16 protein-coding genes are annotated in these 22,218 nt (G+C 74.5%); 8 read left to right on the top strand and 8 right to left on the bottom strand.

What is annotated here, in order from left to right:
- Nucleotides 1-56: 56 nt before the first annotated feature.
- Together DCW30_RS24610 and DCW30_RS24605 are read left to right on the top strand one after the other, a co-directional pair.
- A complete protein-coding gene (locus DCW30_RS24610; RefSeq protein ID WP_076683583.1) occupies nt 57-1,622 on the top strand; it encodes an SDR family oxidoreductase in 1,566 nt (521 codons plus the stop codon).
- Nucleotides 1,619-2,995, top strand: coding sequence for a cryptochrome/photolyase family protein (locus DCW30_RS24605; RefSeq protein WP_076683581.1), 1,377 nt, complete (start codon nt 1,619-1,621; stop codon nt 2,993-2,995). Before DCW30_RS24610 ends, DCW30_RS24605 begins: the two co-directional genes overlap by 4 nt.
- A 46-nt stretch (nt 2,996-3,041) precedes the next feature.
- Here DCW30_RS24605 and DCW30_RS24600 read toward each other — a convergent pair whose 3' ends face one another.
- Nucleotides 3,042-4,256, bottom strand: coding sequence for a globin domain-containing protein (locus DCW30_RS24600; protein ID WP_076683579.1), 1,215 nt, complete (start codon nt 4,254-4,256; stop codon nt 3,042-3,044).
- Between the two features lie 38 nt (nt 4,257-4,294).
- Entirely contained in the window at nt 4,295-4,747 is a 453-nt protein-coding gene (locus tag DCW30_RS24595; protein WP_062780664.1) for a Crp/Fnr family transcriptional regulator, read from the bottom strand.
- A 292-nt stretch (nt 4,748-5,039) separates the two neighbouring features.
- On the opposite strand from DCW30_RS24595, the gene DCW30_RS24590 reads away from it, so the two are divergent.
- Entirely contained in the window at nt 5,040-5,720 is a 681-nt protein-coding gene (locus DCW30_RS24590; RefSeq protein ID WP_119271204.1) for a response regulator, read from the top strand.
- Here the strand turns inward: DCW30_RS24590 and narI are convergent.
- Genes narI through DCW30_RS24570 form a run of 4 tightly spaced genes read right to left on the bottom strand, consistent with a single transcriptional unit; the run spans nt 5,686 to nt 12,491 of the window.
- Nucleotides 5,686-6,456, bottom strand: a complete 771-nt coding sequence (narI, locus tag DCW30_RS24585) for a respiratory nitrate reductase subunit gamma (RefSeq protein WP_076683576.1) — start codon at nt 6,454-6,456, stop codon at nt 5,686-5,688. The genes DCW30_RS24590 and narI overlap by 35 nt on opposite strands.
- A complete protein-coding gene (gene narJ / locus DCW30_RS24580; protein ID WP_076683574.1) occupies nt 6,453-7,244 on the bottom strand; it encodes a nitrate reductase molybdenum cofactor assembly chaperone in 792 nt (263 codons plus the stop codon). The genes narI and narJ overlap by 4 nt, the downstream gene beginning before the upstream one ends.
- Nucleotides 7,241-8,791, bottom strand: a complete 1,551-nt coding sequence (gene narH / locus DCW30_RS24575) for a nitrate reductase subunit beta (RefSeq protein ID WP_076683573.1) — start codon at nt 8,789-8,791, stop codon at nt 7,241-7,243. Before narH ends, narJ begins: the two co-directional genes overlap by 4 nt.
- A 1-nt stretch (nt 8,792) precedes the next feature.
- Nucleotides 8,793-12,491: a nitrate reductase subunit alpha gene (locus tag DCW30_RS24570; protein ID WP_076683571.1), complete on the bottom strand. Its 3,699-nt coding sequence runs from the start codon at nt 12,489-12,491 to the stop codon at nt 8,793-8,795.
- A gap of 268 nt (nt 12,492-12,759) precedes the next feature.
- Here DCW30_RS24570 and DCW30_RS24565 point away from each other — a divergent pair, with 268 nt between their 5' ends.
- Complete coding sequence (locus DCW30_RS24565) at nt 12,760-13,803, top strand: Acg family FMN-binding oxidoreductase (RefSeq protein WP_076683570.1); 1,044 nt, start codon at nt 12,760-12,762, stop codon at nt 13,801-13,803.
- Between the two features lie 24 nt (nt 13,804-13,827).
- Here DCW30_RS24565 and DCW30_RS24560 read toward each other — a convergent pair whose 3' ends face one another.
- Nucleotides 13,828-14,253 (bottom strand): pyridoxamine 5'-phosphate oxidase family protein, encoded by a 426-nt coding sequence (locus tag DCW30_RS24560; RefSeq protein WP_076683569.1) that lies wholly within the window; start codon nt 14,251-14,253, stop codon nt 13,828-13,830.
- Nucleotides 14,254-14,577: 324 nt separating this feature from the next.
- Here DCW30_RS24560 and DCW30_RS24555 point away from each other — a divergent pair, with 324 nt between their 5' ends.
- The gene (locus DCW30_RS24555; protein ID WP_079249926.1) at nt 14,578-15,864 is read left to right on the top strand and encodes an MFS transporter; all 1,287 of its coding nucleotides are present in this window, start codon (nt 14,578-14,580) and stop codon (nt 15,862-15,864) included.
- A 15-nt stretch (nt 15,865-15,879) separates the two neighbouring features.
- Here the strand turns inward: DCW30_RS24555 and DCW30_RS24550 are convergent, their stop codons facing one another.
- Nucleotides 15,880-17,619: a sensor histidine kinase gene (locus DCW30_RS24550; protein WP_418347013.1), complete on the bottom strand. Its 1,740-nt coding sequence runs from the start codon at nt 17,617-17,619 to the stop codon at nt 15,880-15,882.
- 237 nt (nt 17,620-17,856) lie between these two features.
- On the opposite strand from DCW30_RS24550, the gene DCW30_RS24545 reads away from it, so the two are divergent.
- The 3 genes from DCW30_RS24545 (at nt 17,857) to DCW30_RS24535 (ending at nt 22,213) form a co-directional block, all read left to right on the top strand.
- Nucleotides 17,857-19,701: a gamma-glutamyltransferase family protein gene (locus DCW30_RS24545; RefSeq protein WP_076683563.1), complete on the top strand. Its 1,845-nt coding sequence runs from the start codon at nt 17,857-17,859 to the stop codon at nt 19,699-19,701.
- 198 nt (nt 19,702-19,899) lie between these two features.
- Nucleotides 19,900-20,727, top strand: coding sequence for an inositol monophosphatase family protein (locus DCW30_RS24540; RefSeq protein ID WP_103557368.1), 828 nt, complete (start codon nt 19,900-19,902; stop codon nt 20,725-20,727).
- A 76-nt stretch (nt 20,728-20,803) separates the two neighbouring features.
- Entirely contained in the window at nt 20,804-22,213 is a 1,410-nt protein-coding gene (locus DCW30_RS24535; protein WP_076688675.1) for a phytoene desaturase family protein, read from the top strand.
- The last annotated feature ends 5 nt before the right edge of the window (nt 22,214-22,218 follow it).

Below are 22,218 nucleotides of genomic sequence, written 5' to 3'. Positions count from 1 at the left end.
CCGGCGGAAGATGGGCAGGCGACAGGCATCACCACGGGCGAGCACACGGAGCAGCGATGAACGGGCAGGCGGACACGGGCGGCGAGCGGGGGCGGCACGTCCTCGTGACGGGAGCGACCGGCTACATCGGCGGGCGCCTCGTGCCGGAGCTGCTCGACGCCGGGTACCGCGTACGCTGCCTGGCCCGCTCCCCGGTGAAGCTGCGCGACCACCCCTGGGCCCCCCGGGTGGAGGTCGTGCGGGGCGACGTCACCGACGCGCGGTCGCTCGCCGAGGCCCTGCGGGGCATCGACGTCGCGTACTACCTGGTGCATGCGCTCACCACCGGCCCCGGCTTCGAGGACACCGACCGCACGGCGGCGCGGACCTTCACCGAGCAGGCGGCCCTCGCGGGCGTCGGACGCGTGGTGTACCTGGGCGGCCTCGCCCCCACCGGCGTCCCGCCCGCGGAACTCTCGCCGCACCTGCGCTCACGGGCCGAGGTGGGTGAGATCTTCCTGGCCGCGCGGGTCCCCGCCACCGTGCTGCGCGCGGCCGTCATCATCGGCTCGGGTTCCGCCTCGTTCGAGATGCTCCGCCACCTCACCGAGCGGTTGCCGGTCATGGTCACGCCGAGCTGGATCGGCACCCGCATCCAGCCCATCGCCGTCCGCGACGTCCTGCGCTACCTCGTCGGCAGCGCGGACATGCCACCCGAGGTGAACCGCGCGTTCGACATCGGCGGCCCCGACATCGTCACGTACGAGGAGATGATGCGGCGCTACGCGCGCGTGGCCGGGCTCCCGCACCGGTTCATCCTGCGCGTGCCCATGCTGTCCCCCGGGCTCTCCAGCCTCTGGATCGGCCTCGTCACGCCGGTGCCCCGCGCGCTGGCCCGCCCCCTCGCGGAGTCGCTGCGCCACGAGGTGGTCTGCGACGAGCACGACATCGCGCGCCACGTCCCCGACCCGCCCGGCGCGCCGGTCGCCCTCGACGAGGCGCTCTCCCTCGCGCTGCGCCGGGTCAAGGAGGCGCAGGTCGCCACCCGCTGGTCGTCGGCGGCGCTGCCCGGCGCACCCAGCGATCCGCTGCCCACCGACCCCGACTGGGCGGGCGGCAGCCTCTACACCGACCGGCGCCGGATCACCGTCGACGCCTCGCGCGAAGGCCTGTGGCGCATCATCGAGGGCGTCGGCGGCGACAACGGCTGGTACTCCTTCCCGCTCGCCTGGGCGGTCCGCGGCTGGCTGGACCGCGCAGTCGGCGGCGTGGGGCTGCGCCGGGGCCGCCGGGACGCCGCGCGGCTGCGGGTCGGGGACTCGCTGGACTTCTGGCGGGTCGAGGAGATCGAGCCCGGCCGGATGCTGCGGCTGCGGGCGGAGATGCGGCTGCCCGGACTCGCCTGGCTGGAGATGTACGCCGACCGCGACCCCGCGGGCCGCGTCCACTACCGGCAGCAGGCGTTCTTCCACCCGCACGGGCTGCTCGGCCACGCCTACTGGTGGAGCGTCTCGCCCTTCCACGCCGTCGTCTTCGGCGGCATGGCGAGAAACATCGCGCGCGCCGCATCCCGGGAGGCCAGAAAGGAGGAAGCAGGAGGGGACAAGGCGGTACGGAGCGCGCGTGACGGAGCAGCACCATGAAGACCTCGGTCGTCCTCTTCACCTCCGACCTGCGCGTGCACGACCATCCGCCGCTGCGCGCCGCCGTGGCCCGCGCGGACGCCGTGGTGCCGCTCTTCGTCCGCGACCGGGCCATCGCGGACACGGGCTTCGCCGGGCCCAACCGCGAGGCGTTCCTCGCCGACTGCCTGGCCGACCTGGACCGGCGGCTGCGCGAGCGGGGCGGCCGGCTCGTCGTCCGCGGCGGTGACGTCGTCGACCAGGTGCGCGCGGTCATGGCGGAGACGGACGCCACGGAACTCCACCTGTCCGGCGGCGTCAGCGGATACGCCCACGCCCGCGAGCGGCGGCTGCGGGCGGCCCTGGAACGCGACGGCGGGGAACTGCTCGTCCACGACGGCGTGATCACCGCGCTGCCGCCGGGCGCGGTGACCCCGGCGGGCCGCGACCACTTCGCCGTCTTCACCCCGTACCACCGCCAGTGGTGCGCCCAGCGGCCGCGGGACGTCCTCGGGCCGCCGCGCGGCGTGCGCGTCCCCGACCACGTCGGCTCGGAGCCCGTCCCCGGCCGGGACGGCGTCGAGGGCGTCTCGCCGGGGCTCGCGCGGGGCGGCGAGAGCGTGGGCAGGGCCCGGTGGAAGGCGTGGCTGCGGGACGGCATCGACGCGTACGGGGAGGGCGGCCAGGACGATCTGGCGGGCGACGCCACCTCGCGGCTCTCGCCGCATCTGCACTTCGGCACGGTCTCCGCGACCGAACTCGTCCGCGACGCCCGCCGCCGCCAGGGCGAGGGCGCCGAGAACTTCGTCCGGCAGCTCTGCTGGCGCGACTTCCACCACCAGGTGCTCGCGGCCAGGCCGGCGGCGGCGTCCCGCGACTACCGCACGCGCGAGGACCGCTGGCGCACCGAGCGGACGGCGGCCGAGGACATCCGCGCGTGGCAGGAGGGCCGCACGGGCTATCCGATCGTCGACGCCGCGATGCGGCAGCTGCTTCACGAGGGCTGGATGCACAACCGCGGCAGACTGCTGACCGCGAGCTTCCTGACCAAGACGCTGTACGTCGACTGGCGGGTGGGCGCCCGGCACTTCCGGCGGTTCCTGGTCGACGGGGACCTGGCCGACAACCAGCTCAACTGGCAGTGGATCGCGGGCACCGGCACCGACAGCCGACCCAACCGCGTGCTCAACCCCGTGCGCCAGGGCCACCGGTACGACCCGAGCGGGGACTACGTACGGCGGTGGGTGCCCGAGCTGGCGGAGGTCGCGGGCGGCGCGGTGCACGAGCCGTGGAAGCTGCCGGCGGCCCAGCGGGCGCGTCTCGGCTACCCGGAGCCGGTCGTCGACCTCGCGGAAGGGCTGGCGCGGTTCCGGCGGGCGCGGGGGATCGAGTGACGGGGGTGCGCGCGCCCGCCGTGAAGCGGCGCCGGGCCGGGGTGTCTCAGGCCGCCGCGCCCGGCAGCCACAGGTCGGGGCCGAAGACCTCGTAGCGGATGCGCCGGGCCGGGATGCCGGCGCGCAGCAGCCGCCCGCGCACCTCGCGCATGAACGGCAGCGGGCCGCACAGGAACACCGCGGCGTCCTCGGGCAGTTCGATCCCGTCCAGGTCCATCAGGCCGGTGCGGGCTCCTGGCTCCTGTGGGCCGGGCCGCTCGTACCAGAACACGGCGCGGGCGTCGGTCAGCCGCCAAACCAGCTCCCTGGTCTCGGCGCGCAGAGCGTGCTCGGCGGGGGAGGTGTCGGCGTGCAGCACCAGCACCGGGCGCGGGGAGTCGATCGCGGCGAGGTGGGCCAGGATGCCGGTCATGGGGGTGCAGCCGATGCCCGCGGACACGAGCAGGACCGGGGCGGTGGACTCGTCCCGCTCGTCGAGGAAGACATCGCCGAAGGGGGCGGACAGGGTCAGTTCGTCGCCCTCGCGGACCTGCCGGTGCAGCAGGCCGGAGACCTCGCCGTCCGGTGAGCCCGCCGTGCCCGCGACCCGCTTCACGGTGATGCGCCGCAGGTCGCCGCCGGGGTCGCAGGAGAGGCTGTACTGCCGCAGCTGGCGCACGCCGTCGGCCATGCGCACGCGCACGCTCACGTACTGTCCGGCCCGCGCCCGGGGAGCGGGCCCGCCGTCGGCGGGGCGGAGCAGGAAGGACACCGTGTCGGGGGTCTCGGTGCGGCGCTCGACGACGGTCCACGGCCGCCACACCTCGCCGGGTTCCACGGCCGCGTCCCGGTAGAGGCGGGCCTCCCGGCTGATGAGGGCGCCGGCCATCAGCCAGTACACCTCGTCCCAGGCGGCCGCCACCTCCGGGGTCACCGCGTCGCCGAGCACCTCGGCGATCGCGCCGAACAGGTACGTGTGGACGATCGTGTACTGGTCGTCGGTGACCCCGACGGCGGCGTGCTTGTGCGCGATCCGGTCGAGGAGCGTGTCCGGACGGGTGTCGGGGTCGTCGAGCAGCGCGGTCGCGAACCCGGCGATCGAACCGGCCAGCGCGCGGCGCTGGGCGCCGCTGGCCTGGTTGCCGCGGTTGAACATCCCGTCGAGCAGTTCCGGCCGGTCGCGGAACATCGTGCCGTAGAAGCGCGTCGTGATCTCGTCGAGTGCTCCGGCGACGGCGGGCAGCGTGGCACGGACCACGGCGGCGGACTCTGCGGACAGCATGGGGCCTCCAAGCGGGGCGGAAGGGGTGGCGGCGGCGATCACAGGAGGCTGCCGCTGCCGTAGGGGGCGTACAGGTCGAGGAGCCGGGTGCGGGACGAGCGCAGGCGGTGGACGAGGACGTCACCGACCCACAGGGCGACGCTCAGGCCGAACGCGGGGTCGTCCCGGCACATCGAGCGGACCGCGGTGGCGTCGAACTCGTAGGCGCGCACGGGGGTCGTCGCCTCGGCCCCCATGTGCCAGGAGTGCGGGGAGAACAGCCAGGACCAGCCGATGAGTTCGTTGTGCCGGAGGGTCTCGATGACCGCGGCGCGGCGGCCGGGCACGCGCATGTCGAGGTGGACGGTGCCGGTGCGGATGATCCAGAACCGGTCGGCCCGGCCGCCCTCGTCGAAGAGCCGGGCGCCCTGGGGGATCGACACCTCCCGGGCGTAGCGCATCAGCCGCTGCCGGTGCTCGGCCGGCAGTGCCTGGAGCATGCTGGGCGTCATGGTGGAAGCGGTCACGGGGTGCCTCCGGTAGGGAGTGTCGGCCTGTCGCCCCCAGGCTCTTGCAGCGCCCCGCCCCGGCCCATGGGCCGGTCGGCCCCCCGGCCGGGCCACCCGGTACCGGGCCGAGGGCCCCGCGCGCCGGCCCGGACGCGTGACCCGAGGGCCGAGTAGGGCCGACCGGCCCTGGCCGTTCGGCCGGGGACCACGGAGAATTCGCGGTGGACAAGGACCGGCCGTGCCCCGCGGGGACGCCCGGTGCGGGACACACATGGCGTGGAACGAGGAGCATCCGATGGCGGACGGCGAGCAGCCCGGACCCGAAGAGCCGATCAGGGTCTTCCTGCTGGACGACCACGAGGTGGTACGGCGCGGGGTGCACGACCTGCTGGACGACGAGCCGGACATCACCGTGGTCGGCGAGGCGGCCACGGTCGAGCAGGCCCTCGTCCGCGTGCCCGCGCTGCGCCCGCGGGTGGCGGTGCTCGATGTGCGGCTGCCCGACGGCGACGGGGTGACCGTGTGCCGGGAGCTGCGCTCGCGCATGCCGGAGCTGTCCTGTCTGATGCTGACCTCCTTCGACGACGAGGAGGCGCTGCTCGACTCGATCATGGCGGGCGCCTCCGGGTACGTGCTCAAGCAGATCCAGGGCTCCGACCTGGTGTCGGCCGTGCGGACGGTGGCCGCGGGCCAGTCCCTGCTCGACCCCAGCGCCACCGCCCGGCTGATGGCCCGGCTGCGGCAGGCCGAGGAGCCGGAGCCCGAGCCCGACGCCCTGCCGGGCCTGACCGAGCGGGAGCGGGAGATCCTGGCCCTGATCGGCGAAGGCCTGACCAACCGTCAGATCGGGCGGCGGCTCTACCTCGCCGAGAAGACGGTGAAGAACCACATCTCCCGGCTGCTGGCCAAGCTCGGCGTGGAGCGGCGCATCCAGGCCGCCGTCATCGCGACCCGGGCCCAGGACCGGCGGAAGTAGGAAGGCCGCGGCCGGCCGCCGCGGACCGCCGCCGGTAGACCAGGTAGGGGCGGACGAGGTAGCCGACCGGGGCGCTCCACACATGGACGAGCCGCGTGAACGGCCAGGCGGCGAAGAGCAGGCAGGCGCTCAGGGCGTGCAGCCGGAACAGCAGCGGGGCGCCGGAGACGGCCTCCGGCCGCGGCCGGAGGGCGAACAGGCCGCGGAACCAGACGGAGACCGTGGAGCGGTAGTCGTAGCCGGGGCCGAAGACGTTGTGCGCGGCGGTGGCGGCGATGCCGAGCACGACGGTGGCGGCCAGCAGGGGGAAGAGGAGTTTGTCGCTGCGGTCGGTGGCGAGCCGGATCGACCGGGTGAGCAGCCGACGGGCGCACAGCATGCCGAGGCCCGCGACCATGGCGAGGCCCGCCACCGAGCCCGCCCACACGGCGGTGGTGTGGTAGACGTGCTCGCTGACGCCGGCGGCCTCGGTCCACGAGCCGGGAACGGCGAGGCCCCCCACGTGCCCGGCGATCACCATGAAGGCGCCGCTGTGGAACAGCGGGCCGCCGAAGCGCAGCCAGCGGTGCTCCAGGAGCTGGCTGGTGCGGGAGGTCCAGCCGAACTGGTCCTGCCGGTAGCGCCAGACGTGCCCGACGACGAACACGGCGAGGCAGATGTAGGGGACGGCGACCCACAGCAGCAGGTCCGCGCCGCTCGTGGACGCGGCGGGCAGGGGGGCGGGTGCGGCGTTCATCGGGGGCCTTCCGTACGGCTGGTCACAGCGGGTGGCGCCTGGGTCGGCGCGGCGGGCGCCGGGGGCACGAAGGTGTTCGGCGGCGCGAAACCGCCCTCGCCGTAGGGCCCGTAGGGGCCGAGGCCGACCTCCTCGTCCGGCGGGCCCTCGGCGACGAGCCTGGCCACCGCCGCGCGGTCCGCCTCGGTGGGCGGCGGCAGCAGGGTGAGCAGCGCGGCCAGGACGTGTCGGTACGGGGAACCGGCGTCGGTCAGCGCGCGGTGGATCAGTTCGAGGCCGCGCCGGTGCCGGCGCAGGGGCGCCTCGCCGGGCCCCGGGCCCGCGAGGGCGGCGAACTCCAGCACGACCGGCAGGTGGTCGGGCAGCTCGCCGCCGCCCATGTCCCAGCCCAGGGCCTGGTACCGCCGGCTCAGGGTGAGCAGGGCCATGCCCCGGCGGCGGGTGTCGCCGTGCAGGTAGTAGGTGAGGTAGAGGCCGCTCCTGCGGCGCAGGTCGAACGTCTCGACGTAGTGCCGCTCCAGCGCCTCGGCGTCCTGCACGGCGAACCAGCCGGTGAACCGGGCCAGGTGCGCCGCCGCGGGGGTGGCGGCGAGAGCCTCCACCGCCGCGGCCAGCTCCGGGCGCGCCGCCGTCAGTTCGGCGTCGGGGTACTGGAGGAGCAGCGACACCAGGCGCAGCGTCAGGGCCCGGTCCGCCGTCTCCTCGGGGGTGTGCCGGGCCGGGCGGCGTACGGCCGCGCGGACGCGGGCGCGCACGAGGGCGGGGATCGTCGCGGGCAGCGGGCTCATGGACGGCCTCCGGCGGGGGTGTCGCGGCGCAGGGCGGGGATGCCGAGCATGACCTCGCGGGGCCCGGGGCCGCCGGGGGACTCGACCGGGCAGCGGTCCTCCGTCGCGGTCAGCGCCGCCGCGTCCTCCTTGTGCGCGGCGGGGACGACGTACCGGTCGGCGTACTTGGCGACGGCGAGCAGCCGGTGCAGGTCCTCCGCCTCCCGGGCGGTCAGGCCGGCGGCCGCGAGCGCCGCCTCGCCGCCCTCCTCGCCGAGGGCGCGCCCGCGCATGTACGAGCGCAGTGCGGTGAGCTTCATCAGCACACCGGCGACGACGCCGGTGTCCCCGGCGGTGAACAGCTCCGCCAGGTACTCCAGCGGGATGCGCAGCCGGGTGACGGCGGCGAAGACGTGGTCGGGGTCGTCCTGGTCACCGCCCGCCGCGTCGACGGCGTCGAGGACGGGGGAGAGCGGCGGCACGTACCAGACCATCGGCAGGGTGCGGTACTCCGGGTGCAGCGGCAGCGCCACCTTGTGGCGCGCGACCAGGTCGTACACGGGGGAGCGGCGCGCGGCGTCCAGCCAGTCCTCGGGGATGCCCGACGCGCGGGCCGCCGCGCGCACCGCCGGGTCGCGCGGGTCGAGGAACACCCCGCGCTGGGCGTCGAGGAGGTCCTGGTCGTCCTCGGTGGCGGCGGCCTCGCCCACCCGGTCGGCGTCGTAGAGCAGCAGGCCGAGGTAGCGCAGCCGGCCCACGCAGGTCTCCGAGCAGACGGTGGGCTGTCCCGCCTCGACGCGCGGGAAGCAGAACGTGCACTTCTCGGCCTTGCCGGTGGCGTGGTTGACGTACACCTTCTTGTACGGGCACGCCGTCACGCACATCCGCCAGCCCCGGCAGCGGTCCTGGTCGACCAGGACGATGCCGTCCTCGACGCGCTTGTACATCGCGCCGGACGGGCAGGCGGACACGCAGGCCGGATTGAGGCAGTGCTCGCACAGGCGGGGCAGGTGGAAGAGGAAGGTCTGCTCGAACTCGAACCTCACCTTCTCCGCCCAGGCCCCGGAGAGATTCGGGTCGCCGCCCGCGTTCTCGGGCGCGCCTCCCAGGCCGTCCTCCCAGTTGGCGCCCCAGGTGATGGCCGTGGGCCGCCCGGTGAGGACCGAGCGGGGGCGGGCGACGGGCATGTCGTCGCCCGCCGGGGCGCTGACGAGGTTGTCGTAGTCGTAGGTGACCGGTTCGTAGTAGTCCTCGATGGCGGGCAGGTCGGGGTTGGAGAAGAGCGAGAGGAGCCGCCTGACCCGGCCGCCGGAGCGCAGGACGAGACGTCCGCGCCGGTCGAGCGCCCAGCCGCCCTTCCACTGCTCCTGGTCCTCGTAGCGGCGGGGGTAGCCGACCCCGGGCTTGGTCTCGACGTTGTTGAACCAGGCGTACTCGACGCCGGTGCGGTTGGTCCACGTCTGCTTGCAGGTGACCGAGCAGGTGTGGCAGCCGATGCACTTGTCGAGGTTCATCACCATCGCGATCTGGGCCATCACGCGGCCGACGGTGACGTGGTCACGGGGCATGTCAGTACTCCACTCGCTGGCCGCGGCGACGGATGACGGTGACCTCGTCGCGCTGGTTGCCCGTCGGGCCGTAGTAGTTGAAGGCGTAGGTGAACTGGGCGTAGCCGCCCGCGAGGTGGGTGGGCTTGAGCAGCAGGCGGGTCAGGGAGTTGTGGATGCCGCCGCGCCTGCCGCTCACCTCGGTCCTCGGCACGTTCACGTTGCGGTCCTGCGCGTGGTGCATGTACACCGTGCCCTCGGGCATCCGGTGGGTGACCACGGACCGGGCGGCGACGACGCCGTTGCGGTTGTACGCCTCGACCCACTCGTTGTCGGTGACGCCGATCTTCTCGGCGTCGGCGGTGGACATCCAGATGGTGGGGCCGCCGCGGGACAGGTCGAGCATGTACTTGTTGTCCTGGTAGTTGGAGTGGATGGACCACTTCGAGTGCGGGGTCAGATAGCGGACGGTGACCTCGGCGCGCCCGTCCTCGCGCAGACGCTCGTCGCCGTAGTGCCGGGGCGAGTTCAACGGCGGCCGGTAGACGGGCAGTTGCTCGCCGAGTTCGGTCATCCAGTCGTGCTGGACGAAGAAGTGCTGGCGGCCGGTGAGGGTGTGCCAGGGCTTCTTGTGCTCGGTGTTGATGACGAAGGGGGAGTAGCGGCGCCCGCCCGTCTCCGAGCCCGACCACTCGTAGGAGGTGATGACGGAGCGGGGCTGGGTGCGGGTGTCGGCGAACGTGATGCGTTCCGCCTCGCGCTCGGCGGCGAGCTCCACCAGGCCCGTGCTGCCGGTCTGCCGCTCCAGCTCCCGGAAGCCCTCGGTGGCGAGGCGGCCGTTGGTGGTGCCCGACAGGGCGAGGATCGCCTCGCACATGTGGGACGCGGTGGCGAGCGAGGGCCGTCCGGCGGCGACCCCGTCCCTGACGGCGCCGTTGCGGTGCCGCAGGTCGTCGATCTCCCGGTCCGGGTGGACGGTGACGCCCTTGGTGGTGGTGCCCAGGGTGTCGAGCAGCGGCCCCACGGCCCGCATCTTCTGCGCCACCGCCGCGTAGTCCCGCTCGATGACCACCAGCTTCGGCATGGTCCGCCCCGGCACGGGCTCGCACTCGCCGGCCTTCCAGTCCTTGACGGCCCCGCCCGGCTGGGCGAGTTCGTCGGGGGTGTCGTGCAGCAGCGGCGCCGCGAGGACGTCGGTGCGGCTGCCGAGGTGGTCGGCGGCCAGTTCGCTGAACCTGTCGGCGATGGTGAGGAACGTGTCGTAGTCGGTGCGGGCCTGCCAGGGCGGGGCGATGGCCGGGGTGAAGGCGTGCACGAAGGGGTGCATGTCCGTGGAGGACAGGTCGTCCTTCTCGTACCAGGTCGCGGCCGGCAGGACGACGTCGGAGAGCAGGCCGGTGGAGGTCATCCGGAAGTCCATGGTGACCAGCAGGTCGAGCTTGCCCTCGGGCGCCTCCTCCCGCCACACCACGTCCTTCGGCCGCTGCTCGGGCGGGGTCTCCGCGGAGCGGACCGCCGCGTCCGTGCCCAGCAGATGGCGCAGGAAGTACTCGTTGCCCTTGCCGGACGAGCCGAGCAGGTTGGCCCGCCACACGGTGAGCACGCGCGGGAAGTTGGCCGGGTCGTCGGGGTCCTCGGCGGCGAACCGCAGCCGCCCGGACCGCAGCTCGTCGACGATGTGCTCGGCGACCGGCCGGCCCGCCGCCGCTGCCTCGTCCGCGAGGTCGAGCGGGTTGCGGTTGAAGCCGGGGTGCCCCGGCGTCCAGCCCAGCCGCACGGCCTGCGCCAGGCAGTCGGCGAACCCCTTGCCCCGGAACCGCCCCTCCCCGAGCGGGGAGGCCAGCTCGTCGGGCCCGAAGGCCTCGTAGCGCCACTGGTCGGAGTTCAGGTACCAGTACGAGGTGCCCGCCATGTGCCGGGTGGGCCGCTGCCAGTCGAAGGCGAACGACAGATGCTGCTGCCCGGTGACCGGGCGGACCTTCTCCTGGCCCACGTAGTGCGCCCAGCCGCCGCCGTTGACGCCCTGGCAGCCGGTCATGGTGGTCAGCGCGAGGAAGGCGCGGTAGATGGTGTCGGAGTGGAACCAGTGGTTGGTGCCGGCCCCCATCGCGATCATGGAGCGGCCCTTGGTGCGCTCGGCGTTGCGGGCGAACTCGCGCGCGATCCTGGCCGTCTGCACGGCCGGCACGGAGGTGACCGTCTCCTGCCAGGCCGGGGTGCCGGGCTCGGACGCGTCCTCGTACGACGACGGCCAGCTGCCCGGCAGGCCGGGGCGGTGGACGCCGTACTGGGCGAGCAGCAGGTCGAAGACGGTCGTGACGAGCCGTCCGCCGACCCGGCGGACCGGCACGCCGCGCAGCATCACCGAGCCGCCCTCGGTGGGCCCCTCGTCGAAGCGGGGCAGGGCGACGGTCGCGGTGTCCTCGGCCGACTCCAGCAGGCTCAGCGCGGGCACGGTGTCACCGAGGTCGAGGTTCCAGCGGCCCGGTTCCTCCTTCGCCCAGCGGAAGCCGAGCGAACCGTTGGGGACGACGGGTTCACCGGTGACGCCGTCGAGGACGACCGTCTTGGACGCGGCGTGCTCCTCGTCGCGGCCCAGGTCGGCGGCCGTGAGGAAGCCGTCGGGGACGAGCCCGCGGCCGTGCTCGCGCAGGGCCACCAGGAACGGGGCGTCGGTGAACTGCCGCAGATAGTCCCGGAAGTAGGGCACTTCGCGGTCGACCAGGAACTCCCGCAGGATCACGTGCCCCATGGCCATCGCCAGCGCGCCGTCCGTGCCGGGATGCGGGGCCAGCCACTCGTCGGCGTGCTTGACGTTGTCGGCGTAGTCGGGGCTGACCGCGACGACCTTGGCGCCGTTGTAGCGGGCCTCGGTCAGGAAGTGCGCGTCCGGGGTGCGGGTGACGGGGATGTTGGAACCCCACATCACCAGGTACCCGGCGTTCCACCAGTCCGCGGCCTCCGGCACGTCGGTCTGGTCGCCGAAGACCTGCGGGGAGGCGACCGGCAGGTCGGCGTACCAGTCGTAGAAGGAGAGCAGCGTGCCGCCGATCAGCGACATGAAGCGGGCGCCGGCCGCGAAGGACGCCATCGACATCGCCGGGATCGGGGAGAAGCCGGCGGTGCGGTCGGGGCCGTACTTCTTGACGGTGTGGACATGGGCCGCGGCGACCAGCTCGGACACCTCGTCCCAGTCGGCGCGCACCAGGCCGCCCTTGCCGCGCGCCCGCTTGTACGCGCGGGCCTTGGCCGGGTCGGAGGTGATCTCGGCCCAGGCCGCGACCGGATCGCCGAGCCGCCCGCGGGCCTCGCGCCACAGCGTCAGCAACGCGCCCCGCACATACGGGTGGCGGACCCGGCTGGGGGAGTAGGTGTACCAGGAGAACGACGCGCCCCTGGGGCACCCGCGCGGCTCGTACTCGGGGCAGTCGGCGCCGATCGAGGGGTAGTCGGTGGCCTGGTGCTCCCAGGTGATGAGGCCGTCCTTGACGTACACCATCCACGAGCAGGAACCGGTGCAGTTCACGCCGTGCGTGGAACGCACCACCTTGTCATGGGCCCACCGGTCCCGGTAGAAGCTCTCCCACTTCGGGTCGCCCGCACCGAACACGGCGCGCCCGTCGGCCGACACCTCGCGGCGGGTCAGCAGCCTGCGCGCCGCGAGCGGCCAGCCCGCGCCGGTGGGCGGTGCCTGACGCCGTGCGCTCTGATCGTTCTCCATGGTCGTGAACGCTAGGAGCCCCGGGACACCGTGACCCGGGGCCGATGGTCCCCGCCGGACGGCTTTGCGGCCCCATCCCGCCGGGCGTGACCGGGACCAATGGTGGCGAGTGGCCCGACCGCGTCCCGTCGGTGCGGTGCGGCCGCGCCGTCCGGCTCGTCGACCGAGGCCGCATGGCCCGCCGCGAGGGGCCGGTCAACCCTCCCCGGCAGCGGTCCGGCCGCGCAGGGTTGACCGGTACGAGGGGCAGCCTTGCGAAGGAGCCGATATGCAGACCCGGGAAGTCGACGCCACAGCCGTTCAGTCCCTGCTCGCGGCGGCGGTGGCGGCACCGTCGATCCACAACACCCAGCCCTGGCGGTTCCGCCTCGACCCGGACAGCCGCTCCATCGAGGTCCGCGTGGACCGGGGCCGGGTGCTGCCGGGGGCCGACCCGGAAGGGCGCGCCCAGCACCTGTCCGTGGGCGCGGCCGTCTTCAACCTCCGCATGGCCGCCGCGCACCTGGGCTGGAACCCCGTCGTACGGCTGCTCCCCCACAGGGAAGGCCGTGACATGTACGGCCGCGACACGTACGGCCGTGACCCGGAAGGCCGCGACACGTGCGGCCCCGATCCACTGGCCACCGTGCGGCTGACGCCCGCGTCCGCGGCCGACGGGTGGCCCTCCATCGACGACGGCCTGTACGAGGCCATCGCGCGGCGTCACACCAGCCGGATGCCGTTCACCGGACGCCCGGTCGCCGAGCAGATCGTCACGGAGCTGGTCGCCGCCGCCCGCGTCGAGGGCGCCCGCCTCGACGTCCCCGACATCATGGGGACCCGCCGCCTGCTGCGCCTGACCCGGGCCGCCGAGGACCGCAACACGCACCACCCGGGCCGCACGGCCGAGACACGCGCGTGGATCACCGCCCCGGGAGCGGACGACCCCTACGGCATCCCCCTGACGGCCCTGGGCCCGCGCGACGCGTCGGGGCGGCTGCCGGTGCGGGACTTCACCGGAGCGCCGTCCGCGCCGCGCCTGCCTCCCCTGCCCTTCGAACGCCACGCCCAGGTGGCCCTGCTGTGGACCGCGCGCGACCGGCGGCAGGACTGGCTGCGGGCGGGGCAGGCCCTGGAGCGCGTGCTGCTCACGGCCACCCGGCTCGGGGTGCGCACGTCGATGCTGCACCAGGCGATGGAGTGGCCCGACCTGCGGGCGGCGACGGCCGGCGGGAGGCGCGGGCGCTGCCCGCAGATGCTGATCCGCTTCGGCTACGGCCCGGAGGGCGGCAGGACGCCCCGCGCACCCGCGTACTCCGTGGTGGTCCCGTAGGGGGCCGCCCGGCGGGCCGGGGCCTCAGTGCGCGACGCCGAGCGCTCCCCTGAGCTCCCGTCCGGTCACCATCTCCGACTCGATCCGCACGAACGCCGCGTCGTGCAGGGGCATCCAGGAGCGGGGACCGGTCCGCGCCAGGCGTTCGTGCTCGGCGGGGTCGGTCACCACGGTGGCCCGGCCGGTGACCACCACGCTCCAGCCGGACCGGGCCACCGCGTCGAACTCGTCCGCCTCGAAGGCCACCACGACGTCGTCGATGGCGGCCACGAGGTCCGAGCCCGGCGAGGTGCACAGCAGCACGGAGGCGTCCGTGTCCAGGGAGAAGTTGACGGGGAGGACCGCGGGCAGCGCCTGCCGCGTGTACACCACGCGGCCGACCGGCGCCTTGGCCAGCAGGCGCAGGCACTCCTGCCGGTCCAGTGCGCGAAAGGCGTCGTTCAGGGACATCAGGCCATGGTCCCCGGCGGCGCGGCCGGGGGGTAGGGGCCGACCGGCCCTGCCTTCCGGGGCCCCGGGACCGCCGGGCCCGAAGACAGGGCCCGTCCTCCGGCCGGCAGGGACATCCGGCCCATCCCGGCGATGAGCGGCGGATGCGGACAGTGGCCACGGAGACCGCGTCTTGCCTCGGAGCCCGTGCCACCCGCGAAGTCTCGCGGCGTCCTCGGAGTACCAGAGAAACCAGAGAAACCAGAGAAGCCGGAAGAACCAGTGAAACCAAGAACCAGAAGAACCGGAGAACCGGCGAAACCGAAGAAGAAGAGGACGGGCACCATGGTCCAGTCGTCGTTGAAGTCGAGGAGCGGAAGCTCGCCGTCGGGCGCTCCGACGCCGCGCCGGGCATGGCTGATGCTGGCCCTGGCCACGGTCGGTTTCGCCGTGAACTTCTGGGCGTGGGCGCTGCTGAGCCCCCTGGGCCCGCGGTTCAAGGACGGCCTCGACCTGTCGTCGTTCGAGCAGTCGTTGCTGGTGGCGGTGCCCGTCGTGGTCGGTTCCCTGGGGCGCGTCCCGGTGGGCGCGCTGACGGACAGGTTCGGCGGCCGGACCATGTTCCCGATCGTGTCGGCGGCCACGATCGTGCCGGTGCTCTACCTCGGCCAGGCCGGGCACTCCTCCCTCGCCGCGCTGCTGGTCGGCGGGTTCTTCCTGGGCATCGGCGGCACCGCCTTCGCCGTCGGCGTGCCCTTCGTCAACGCCTGGTTCCCGCCCGAGCGGCGCGGCCTCGCCATCGGCGTCTTCGGCGCCGGCATGGGCGGCACCGCCATCAGCGCCCTGACCACCGTGAAACTGGTCGACGCGCACAGCATGGCGACGCCGTTCCTGATCACCGCCGCGGTCCTCGCCGTGTACGCGGTGGCCGCCGCGGCGCTGCTGCGGGACGCCCCCGGCTGCGCCGTGCCGACCGAGCCGATGGGGCGCCGCCTGGCCGCCACGTTCCGTCTCGGCATCACCTGGCAGGCGTCCGCGCTGTACGCGGTGGCCTTCGGGGGATACGTGGCCTTCTCCGTCTACCTGCCCACTTACCTCAAGACCGGCTACGGGCTCACACAGGGGGACGCGGCGAACCGCATGGCCGGGTTCGTGCTCCTCGCGGTCGCGATGCGCCCGGCAGGCGGCTGGCTCTCGGACCGCGTGGGCCCGGTCCGGGTCCTCGCCGGGTCACTGGCCGTGGTGGTGGCGGGTGCGGCCGTGCAGTCGTTCACCCCGGCCCTCGCGCCGACGGGCACCGTGGCCTTCCTGGCCATGGCCGCGGCGCTCGGCGCGGGCAGCGGTGCGGCCTTCGCCCTGGTGGCCCTGCTGTCCCCGGCGGACCAGGTCGGCTCGGTCACCGGCGTGGTCGGCGCCGCGGGCGGCCTGGGCGGCTTCCTGCCGCCGCTGGTGATGGGCTCGCTGTACGGCGCCTACGGCTCGTACGCGGCCGGTCTCGCCCTCCTCGCGGTCGTGGCCGCGGCGGCGCTGGCCTTCACCCTGATCGGTGTCCGCGCCGCGGTCGGCGGCGGCGACCGCGCGCCGCGCACCGGCGGCCGGCGCGAGCACCGCGCCGCGGGCACCACCGTGTGAGGCGGGGGGCCGGGCTCAGGCCCCGCCCTGTGCGGGGAGCGGCACCGTCCACTCCACGACAGTGCCCGCGGGCCCGTTCGGCCCGACCGTGAAGCCGCCCCCGAGGTCCGTGGCGCGCCGGCGCAGGTTGTCCAGGCCGCTGCGCCGGTCGGTGGCGGGGTCGATGCCCGTGCCGTTGTCGGCGACGCGCAGCCGCAGCCGCCTGCCGTCCGTCTCGGCGGTGACCTCGACGGCGGTGGCGTGCGCGTGCCGGGCGGCGTTCGACAGCGCCTCGCGCAACACCGCGAGCAGGTGTCCGCCGTGCTCGGCGGGCACGTCGGTGTCGAGGAGGCCCGTCATGCGCAGGGCGGGGGCGAAGCCGAGTACGGCGGCGGCCCGGTCGGTCTCGGCCAGCAGCTTCGCGCGCAGGCCGCCGCGCCCGTCGGAGCGGTCACGCTCCCGCAGGGCGTAGATCGTGCCCCGTACGGTCTTGATGGTGTCGTCGAGGTCGTCGACCACCCGCTGGACCCGCTCGGTCACCTCGGGGCGGTCGGACACCCTGCCCAGCACCGAGTTCAGGGTCAGCCCCGAGGCGAAGAGCCGCTGGATGGCCAGATCGTGCAGGTCGCGGGCGATGCGGTCGCGGTCGGTCAGGACCAGCAGGTGATCGGCCTCGCGCCGGTGCTCGGCGATCTCCAGGGCCAGCGCGGCCTGGTCGGCGAACCCGCTGATCATCGCCATGGTGGTCTCCGAGAACTCCGCGCCGCCGGGCAGGTTGGCGACCTGGAGGACTCCTCGCACGTGCTCGCCGCCGCCCAGCGGGAGCAGGAACCCGGGCCCCAGGCCCCTCCGCGCGGCGGAGCCGCCCTTGGCCCGCGGTCCGTCGGACAGCGAACTGCTGGTGATCCGCTGGTTGGAGCGGTAGACCTCCGCGGCCGGCGTGCCGGCCGGCAGCACCAGACCGAGGAACCGCTCGGCGCCCTCCCCGTCGGCGGCCTCGACCACCAGCTCGTCGCCGCCGTCGAACGGCACCGCCAGCGTCACCAGATCCGCGCCGGACAGCGCCTTGACGGTCGAGGCGATCTTGCGGAGCACCTGGTCGGGGTCGGTGCCGGACAGCAGGCTGCGCGTCAGGTCGCTGCTGGCCGCGAGCCACTGCTCCCTGCGGCGGGAGTCCTCGTACAGGCGGGCGTTGTCGATCGCCACGCCGGCCGCGGCGGCGAGGGTGCGCAGCACCGCCTCGTCGTCCTCGTCGAACTCCGCGCCGCCGTGCTTGTCGGTCAGGTACAGGTTGCCGAAGACCTGGTCCCGCACGCGCACCGGCGCCCCGAGGAACGTGGTCATCGGCGGATGCCCGGCGGGGAAGCCCACCGAGTCGGGGTGGCGGCCCAGATCGGTCAGGCGCAGCGGCTCCGGTTCGCGGATCAGCAGCCCCAGGATGCCGTTGCCCTCGGGGTAGTGGCCGATCGCGTGGAGGGTGTCCTCGTCCATGCCGACCGTGATGAACTGGCGGATCTTCCCTTCCTCGCCGAGCACGCCGAGGGCCCCGTACCGGGCGTCGACCAGCGTGACGGCGGACTCGGTGATGCGCCGCAGCACCACGTCGAGATCCAGGTCCGTGCCGATGGAGAGGACAGCGTCCAGCAGCGTGTGCACCCGGTCCCGGGTCGCGCGGACCTGCTCCACCTGTGCCTGAAGACCCTCCAGCAGCTCGTCCAGCCGCAACTGGGGCGCCGCCGGGCCGCCCCTCCGCCCCTGCGCCGGACTCTCCGCCACTCCCGCTCCCTCCACAAAGATGCCCCTGGCACCTGCCTCCGCTCATCATGCCTGACCGGTCCCGGCGCACTCGAACGCATGTGTTGGATGCGGCCGTTCGGCGACCGCGGTCCCGCGAGCCGGTGAGCCGCGACGCCGTCTCCGGCCCGCCTCCCGTGCCCTCCAGGGCCTCCCCACGATCCGCCCCGAGCGCCTAAGATCCGGCCGACGCACCCGAACGGCGAGGTGAGAGGCACTGTGTTCACGACGCGACCGACCCTCCAGGGCGCCTTCGGCATGGTGTCCTCCACCCACTGGCTCGCCTCGCAGTCCGCGATGGCCGTCCTTGAGGACGGCGGCAACGCCTTCGACGCCGCCGTCGCCGCGGGCTTCGTCCTGCACGTGGTCGAACCGCACCTCAACGGACCCGCGGGCGAGGTGCCGATCATCCTCGCGCCGGCCGGCGGCGACGTCCGCGTGCTCTGCGGCCAGGGCCCCGCGCCCGCCGGGGCGACCATCGCCCACTACCGCTCGCTCGGCCTCGACCTCGTGCCCGGCACCGGGCCGCTCGCCGCCGCCGTGCCGGGGGCGTTCGACGCGTGGATGGTGCTGCTGCGGGACCACGGCACGAAGTCGCTCGCCGACGTCCTCCGTTACGCGATCGGGTACGCGGAGGACGGGCACGCGCCCGTGGAGCGGGTCACCGAGACCGTCGAGACCGTACGGGAACTGTTCGAGACGGAGTGGCCCTCGTCGGCCGAGGTGTACCTCCGGGGCGGCGAGCCGCCGCGCCCCGGTGAGCTGCTGCGCAACCCGGCGCTCGCGGCGACGTGGCGGCGGCTGCTCGCGGAGGCGGAGGAGCAGGCGCGTGCCGGGGCCGGGGCGGCGGCCGGAGCGGGGGCGCGCGTCGCGGTGATCGAGGCCGCGCGGGAGGTGTGGCGCACGGGGTTCATAGCCGAGGCCCTGGCCAGGCAGGCCGGGGCGCCGACCATGGACACCAGCGGGGCACGCCACACGGGGACGCTGTCGGCGGCGGACCTGCGGGGCTGGTCGGCCTCGTACGAGGACCCGGTTGCCTACGACTGGAACGGCTGGACGCTGTGCAAGGCGGGGCCCTGGAGCCAGGGGCCCGCGTTCCTGCAGCAGCTCGCGCTGCTGCCCCCGGACGTCGCGGAGCTTCCGGCGTACGGGTCGGCGGAGTACGTCCACCTGCTGGTGGAGGGCTGCAAGCTGGCCATGGCCGACCGGGAGGCCTGGTACGGGGACGCGGAGGACGGTGGCGGCGTCCCGGTGGGCGAGCTGCTCTCGGCGGAGTACAACGCGGGCCGCCGGAAGCTGATCGGGGACACGGCCTCGTACGCGCTGCGGCCGGGCTCGCCCGGCGGGCGCGCGCCGCGGCTGTCCGCGCACGCCCTCGCGGTGGCCGCCGGGGACGGGGCGGTCGCGGCCACCGCCGCCTTCGGGGGCGGGGAGCCGACCGTGGCCGGGGACGGCGGGACGCGGGGGGACACCTGCCACGTCGACGTCGTCGACCGCTGGGGGAACATGCTCTCCGCCACGCCGAGCGGAGGATGGCTCCAGTCCAACCCCGTCGTGCCCGAGCTGGGATTCCCGCTGGGCACGCGGTTGCAGATGGCGTGGCTCGACGAGGGGCTGCCGAACTCCCTGGCCCCGGGCCGGCGGCCGCGCACCACCCTGACCCCCTCGCTCGCGCTGCGGGACGGCGTCCCCGTCATGGCCTTCGGTTCGCCGGGGGGCGACCAGCAGGACCAGTGGCAGGTCCACTTCTTCCTCGGGGTGGCGTTGCGGGACCCGGTGCGGGGCGGCCCTGACCTCCAGGGCGCGATCGACGCCCCCGCCTGGCACACGGACAGCTTCCCCGGCTCCTTCCACCCCCGCGGGATGAGTCCCGGCAGCGTGACGGTGGAGGCCCGGACGCCCCCGGAGGTCGTGGCGGAGCTGCGGCGCCGGGGGCACGACGTCCTGGTGGGCGGCCCGTGGTCGGAGGGCAGGCTGTGCGCGGTGGCGCGGGACCCCCGCACCGGGATCCTCTCGGCGGCGGCGAACGCGCGCGGGATGCAGGGGTACGCGGTGGGGCGCTGAGCACGGCACGCGGCGGGGCGCGCGGGCACGGCACGCGGTGCGGCGCGTGAGTAGTACGGCACGCGGCCGGGCGCCGGGCGTGGCGCCCGTGGCCGCGGCGGGGCGGGAGCGGGGGTGAATCCAGGGGTTCGCCCGGGATTCACTCCGCGTTCACCCGTGGCGTCCGCGATGTCAGTGGGGCGTGCTCTCATGGAGGGCATGATCGAAGAGTTCTTGACGCAAGGCGTCCACGATGTCGAGGAGGCCATCAGGAAGGCCGCCGCGGCCGAGGTGACCCCTCGTTTCCGGCAGCTCGCCGAGGGCGACGTCGTGGAGAAGAGCGGGCCCCACGACGTGGTGACGGTGGCCGACCGCCGCGCGGAGGAGCAGCTCACCGCCGACCTGCCGGCCCTCCTGCCGGGTTCGGTCGTCGTCGGCGAGGAAGCGGTCCACGCCGACCCCGCGATCTACGAGGCGATAGGCGGCGACGCCCCGGTCTGGATCGTCGACCCCGTCGACGGCACCCGGCAGTTCGTCAACGGCGATCCCGGCTTCTGCATGCTCGTCGCCCTCTCGGTCGGCGGCGAGATCCAGGCCTCGTGGACGTATGCCCCGGCGCTCGACGAGTTCGCCGTGGCGGTCCGCGGCAAGGGCGCCTGGCTCGACGGGCGGCGGCTGACCGCCGGCTCGCCCGAGGCGGGCAAGGCCCTCGAAGTCGCCACCTCGCACCCCGATTTCACCACCGAGGACCAGAAGCACGCCCTCCTCGGGCTGCGGACGGAGGGCGTGCGCCCCCGGCCGTGCGGTTCGGCCGGGCTGGAGTATCTCGCCATCGCCAGGGGCGAGTTGGACGCCGTCGCCTTCTCGTGGGAGCTGGCCTGGGACCACGCCGCCGGGCTGCTGCTCGTCGCCGAGGCGGGAGGCGCCTCGCTCACCCTGAGCGGCGAGCCGTTCCGCGTGGCCGGGGGGAACGCGCTGCCGTTCACCGCGGCACGCGACGCCGCCACGGCCCGCCGGGTCGTGGACCTCCTCGCCGCGGGGGCCTGAGACCCCGGGGCCCGGCCCCGGCCTATCCTGTGCGGCAGTGGCCACCGGCTGACGAAGGAGTCCGAAGGTGCCGTCGATGCTTGATGCCGTCGTCGTGGGGGCGGGGCCCAATGGGCTGACCGCCGCCGTCGAGCTGGCCCGGCGCGGCTTCTCCGTGGCCGTTTTCGAGGCGAAGAGCACCGTGGGGGGCGGATCGCGCACCGAGGAGCTGACCCTGCCCGGCTTTCGGCACGACCCCTGCTCGGCGGCCCACCCGCTGGGCGTCAACTCCCCGGCCTTCCGCGACATGCCCCTCGACCGGTACGGCCTGGAGTGGCTCCACCCTCCGCTGCCCATGGCGCACCCCTTCCCGGACGGCAGCGCCGCCGTGCTGTCCCGCTCGGTGGGCGAGACCGCGGCCTCCTTCGGCCCCCGCGACGCGGGGGCGTACCGCCGTCTGGTGGAGCCCTTCCTGCCCCGGTGGGACGCGCTGCTCAAGGACTTCATGTCCCTGCCGATGAGCGCCCTGCCGCGCGACCCCGTCACCCTCGCCCGCTTCGGGCTCGCCGGGCTGCCCCCGTCGACGTGGCTGATGCGGCGCTTCCGCGACGACCGGGCCCGCGCCCTCTTCGCCGGTCTCGTCGCGCACGTCATCGCGCCCCTCGACGGCATCGTCACCGGCGGCGTCGGCTTGGTCTTCGCGCTGGCCGCGCACGCCCGCGGCTGGCCCGTCGCCCGCGGCGGCTCCCAGTCGATCGCCGACGCGCTCACCGCGTATCTGAAGGACCTCGGCGGCACCGTCCACACGGACTACGAGGTCAAGCGGCTCGACGACCTCCCGCCCGCGCGCGCCTACGTCTTCGACACCTCACCGACCGCGCTCGCCCGGATCGCCGGCCTGGGGAACGCCTACGGGAACTATCGCTACGGAGCCGGTGTCTTCAAGATCGACTACGCCCTCGACGGCCCCGTCCCCTGGACGGCGCAGGAGGCGCGGTCGGCCGGGACCGTGCAGGTCGGCGCGAGCAGCCGGGAGATCGGCGCCGCGCTGCGGGCCGTCTCGCGCGAGGGACGCGCGCCCGACGCGCCCTTCCTGATCACCACGCAGCCCAGCCTCGTCGACCCCTCCCGCGCCCCGGCGGGCAAGCACGTCTTCTGGGCGTACGGCCATGTGCCGAACGGCTGGCGGGGCGATCTGACCGACGCCGTCGAGCGCCGGCTCGAGCGCTTCGCGCCCGGCTTCCGGGACCGCGTCCTCGCCCGCGCCACGGCGGGCCCGCCCGAACTCGCCGAGCGCAACGCCAACTACGTGGGGGGTGACATCGCCTGCGGCGCCACGCGAGGGCTGCAACTGCTGCTGCGGCCCAAGCTCTCCCTCTTCCCGTACGGCACCCGGCACCCGGCCGTCTTCATCTGCTCCTCGGCGACACCGCCGGGCCCCGGCGTCCACGGCATGTCCGGGCACAACGCCGCCAAGGCGGTCTGGAAGCGGCTGCGCGCCGTATGAAGGAG

This window comes from Streptomyces alfalfae (genome assembly GCF_004127445.1).
Classification (GTDB): Bacteria; Actinomycetota; Actinomycetes; order Streptomycetales; family Streptomycetaceae; genus Streptomyces; species Streptomyces alfalfae.
Note: the sequence above shows the minus strand (reverse complement) of the source record. Positions and strands in the feature narration are given on the sequence as shown.

What these genes read in the sequence shown, in the direction of transcription:
- DCW30_RS24610 (WP_076683583.1), top strand. Translation starts at nt 57, where the DNA reads ATGAACGGGCAGGCGGACACGGGCGGCGAGCGGGGGCGGCACGTCCTC.
- DCW30_RS24605 (WP_076683581.1), top strand. Translation starts at nt 1,619, where the DNA reads ATGAAGACCTCGGTCGTCCTCTTCACCTCCGACCTGCGCGTGCACGAC.
- DCW30_RS24600 (WP_076683579.1), bottom strand. Translation starts at nt 4,256, where the DNA reads ATGCTGTCCGCAGAGTCCGCCGCCGTGGTCCGTGCCACGCTGCCCGCC.
- DCW30_RS24595 (WP_062780664.1), bottom strand. Translation starts at nt 4,747, where the DNA reads ATGACGCCCAGCATGCTCCAGGCACTGCCGGCCGAGCACCGGCAGCGG.
- DCW30_RS24590 (WP_119271204.1), top strand. Translation starts at nt 5,040, where the DNA reads ATGGCGGACGGCGAGCAGCCCGGACCCGAAGAGCCGATCAGGGTCTTC.
- narI (WP_076683576.1), bottom strand. Translation starts at nt 6,456, where the DNA reads ATGAACGCCGCACCCGCCCCCCTGCCCGCCGCGTCCACGAGCGGCGCG.
- narJ (WP_076683574.1), bottom strand. Translation starts at nt 7,244, where the DNA reads ATGAGCCCGCTGCCCGCGACGATCCCCGCCCTCGTGCGCGCCCGCGTC.
- narH (WP_076683573.1), bottom strand. Translation starts at nt 8,791, where the DNA reads ATGCCCCGTGACCACGTCACCGTCGGCCGCGTGATGGCCCAGATCGCG.
- DCW30_RS24570 (WP_076683571.1), bottom strand. Translation starts at nt 12,491, where the DNA reads ATGGAGAACGATCAGAGCGCACGGCGTCAGGCACCGCCCACCGGCGCG.
- DCW30_RS24565 (WP_076683570.1), top strand. Translation starts at nt 12,760, where the DNA reads ATGCAGACCCGGGAAGTCGACGCCACAGCCGTTCAGTCCCTGCTCGCG.
- DCW30_RS24560 (WP_076683569.1), bottom strand. Translation starts at nt 14,253, where the DNA reads ATGTCCCTGAACGACGCCTTTCGCGCACTGGACCGGCAGGAGTGCCTG.
- DCW30_RS24555 (WP_079249926.1), top strand. Translation starts at nt 14,578, where the DNA reads ATGGTCCAGTCGTCGTTGAAGTCGAGGAGCGGAAGCTCGCCGTCGGGC.
- DCW30_RS24540 (WP_103557368.1), top strand. Translation starts at nt 19,900, where the DNA reads ATGATCGAAGAGTTCTTGACGCAAGGCGTCCACGATGTCGAGGAGGCC.
- DCW30_RS24535 (WP_076688675.1), top strand. Translation starts at nt 20,804, where the DNA reads ATGCTTGATGCCGTCGTCGTGGGGGCGGGGCCCAATGGGCTGACCGCC.